Annotated in this window: 1 protein-coding gene; it reads left to right on the forward strand. The window is 74.6% G+C overall.

Going from position 1 to position 2,760, the window contains the following annotated elements; genetic code table 11:
* Positions 1–2,760, forward strand: a 2,760-nt coding sequence (locus SCA03_RS34260) for a type I polyketide synthase (protein WP_141275877.1), incomplete at both ends; no start/stop codon positions are given.

A 2,760-nucleotide genomic window follows, 5' to 3' on the forward strand; every position in this document is an offset into this window, starting at 1 on the left:
TCACACCCAGGCCGCTGCCGGTGTGGCGGGCGTCATCAAGATGGTGATGGCGATGCGGCACGGTGTGCTGCCGCCGACGCTGCACGTCGACCGGCCCTCCACGCACGTCGACTGGACGGCCGGCGCCGTCGAGGTCGTCACCGAGCCCACGAACTGGCCCGACACGGACCGCCCGCGGCGCGCCGGAGTCTCCTCGTTCGGCATCAGCGGCACCAACGCCCACGTTCTCCTCGAAGCGGGGCCCGCACCCGACGAGCACGGGAACGAGACGCCGGACCAGGCCGAGGCGCCGGACGGTGCACCGGAGGACGACGGCGTCCGGCTGCTGCCGTGGGTGCTGTCCGGCCGGTCCGAAGCGGCACTGCGTGCACAGGCCGCCCGGCTGCTCTCGCACATCGAGGAGCGACCCGAACTGCGCCCGCTGGACCTGGCGTATGCGCTGGTCACGAGCCGGTCGGTGTTCACGCACCGCGCCGTGCTGCCGGCGGCCGGCCGGGCCGAGGCGCTGCGCGCGCTCTCCTCGCTCGCCGACGGAGGGAGCGACGGCGCCGAGACCGGCGTCGCACGCCCCGGCAGGACCGCGTTCCTCTTCTCCGGCCAGGGCGCACAGCGGCCCGGCATGGGACGCGAGCTGTACGCACGGTTCCCCGCCTTCGCCGAGCCCTTCGACGCCCTGTGCGCGCTCCTGGACGAGCACCTCGACCGGCCGCTGCGCGACGTCGTCTGGGGCGAGGACGCCGAACTGCTGAACAGGACCGGCTACGCGCAGGCCGGACTGTTCGCGGTGGAGGTCGCCCTGTTCCGGCTGCTGGAGTCCTGGGGTGTGCGCCCCGACCGGCTGCTCGGCCACTCCATCGGCGAGCTGGCGGCGGCCCACGTCGCCGGGGTGTTCTCCCTCGCCGACGCCTGCCGGCTCGTCGCCGCCCGCGGCCGCCTGATGCAGGCACTGCCCGACGGCGGCGCCATGGCCGCGGTGCGCGCCACCGAGGACGAGGTCCGGCCGCTGCTCACCGCCGAGGTCGCGATCGCCGCCGTGAACGCACCCGGCGCCGTCGTGGTCTCCGGCACCGCGGAAGCCGTGGACTCGCTGTGCGCCCGGTTCGCGGCGCAGGGCCGCAAGACCACGCCGCTGCGGGTCTCCCACGCCTTCCACTCGCCGCTGATGGAACCCATGCTGGAGGACTTCCGCGCCGTCGCCGCCGGCCTGTCCTACCGCACGCCCGACCTGACGATCGTGTCGAACGTGACCGGCAGGACCGCCACGGCCGACGAGCTGTGCTCCCCCGACTACTGGGTGCGCCACGTCCGCGAAGCCGTCCGGTTCGCCGACGGAGTGCGCACCCTGGCCGATGACGGAGTGCACACCTTCCTCGAACTCGGGCCCGACGGCACCCTGTCGGCCCTCGCAGCGGAGTCGCCGTGGGACGACGGCCTGCCCGAGCCCGTGTTCGCTCCCGTCCTGCGCGCGGACCGGCCCGAGGAGGCGACCCTGCTGGGCGCCGTCTCCCGCCTCCATGTGCACGGCACGACAGTCGACTGGAGCGCCCTGTTCACGGGCACCGGAGCCCGGCGCGCGGAGCTGCCGACGTACGCCTTCCAGCGCGAACGGTTCTGGCCCGCCGGGGCCCTCACCCGCCCCGGCGATGTGCGCGTCGCGGGGCTGGGCCCGGCCGAACACCCCCTGCTGGGAGCCGCCGTCGAACTCGCCGACGGAGAAGGGCATCTGCTCACCGGGCGGCTGTCCACCGCCTCGCACCCGTGGCTCGCCGACCACGTCGTGCAGGGTGTCGTCCTGGTGCCCGGCACCGGCCTGCTGGAACTCGCCTTCCGCGCCGGTGACGAGGTCGGCTGCCGCCACGTCGAGGAGCTGACGCTCACGGCACCGCTCCTCCTCCCGGCGCAGGACGGCGTCCAGATCCAGGTCCGCGTCGCCGCACCCGACGCCTCCGGCGGGCGCGCCGTCACGATCCACTCCCGCCCGGAGAACCGGCCCGACCTGCCGTGGACCCAGCACGCCGACGGGCTCCTCACCCCGGGCACCGACGTCGCTGTCCCCACCGCCGAGACCGCCGACACCGCCGACACCGCCGCCTGGCCCCCGGCCGGCGCGGAACCGCTGCCCACCGACGACGCCTACGAGACGTTCGCGCAGTACGGCTTCGCGTACGGCCCCGTCTTCCAGGGGCTGCGGGCTGCCTGGCGGTGTGGTGGTGAGCTGTACGCCGAGGTGGCGTTGCCCGAGCGGTCGCGGGAGGAGTGTGCCCGCTTCGGTCTCCACCCCGCCCTGCTCGATGCCGCACTGCACGCCGCGCTCCTCACCGGCCCCGGCGACGGCACGGTGATCCCGTTCGCCTGGCGCGATGTCGCCCTGCACGCGGTGGGCGCCGACGCCGTACGGGTCCGGCTGCGTCGGCACGAGGACGGCGCACTCTCGCTGGAGATCGCCGACACCGCCGGCCGACCGGTGCTCACCGTGGGATCCGTCGCCGGACGCCCGGTCGAGACAGGGCAGTTGGACGGCGGACAGCGAGCCAGCCGTCCGCTGTACACGATCGAGTGGTCCGCGATGCCGTCGGCCTCGTCGGGGTCGTCGGTGCCGTCGTGGGTGTTGTGGGAGGAGTTGCCGGCGGCGGATTCGGGTGAGCCGGTGCCTTCGCTGGTGGTGCTGGACTGCGGGGACTTCGGGGTGCCGCCCGTCACGGCGGACACGTCAACTGTCGACGTACCGGCCGCGGTTCGCGCGGTGACCGGCCGAGTTCT

Source organism: Streptomyces cacaoi, from assembly GCF_006539165.1.
In the GTDB taxonomy this organism is placed as follows: domain Bacteria; phylum Actinomycetota; class Actinomycetes; order Streptomycetales; family Streptomycetaceae; genus Streptomyces; species Streptomyces cacaoi.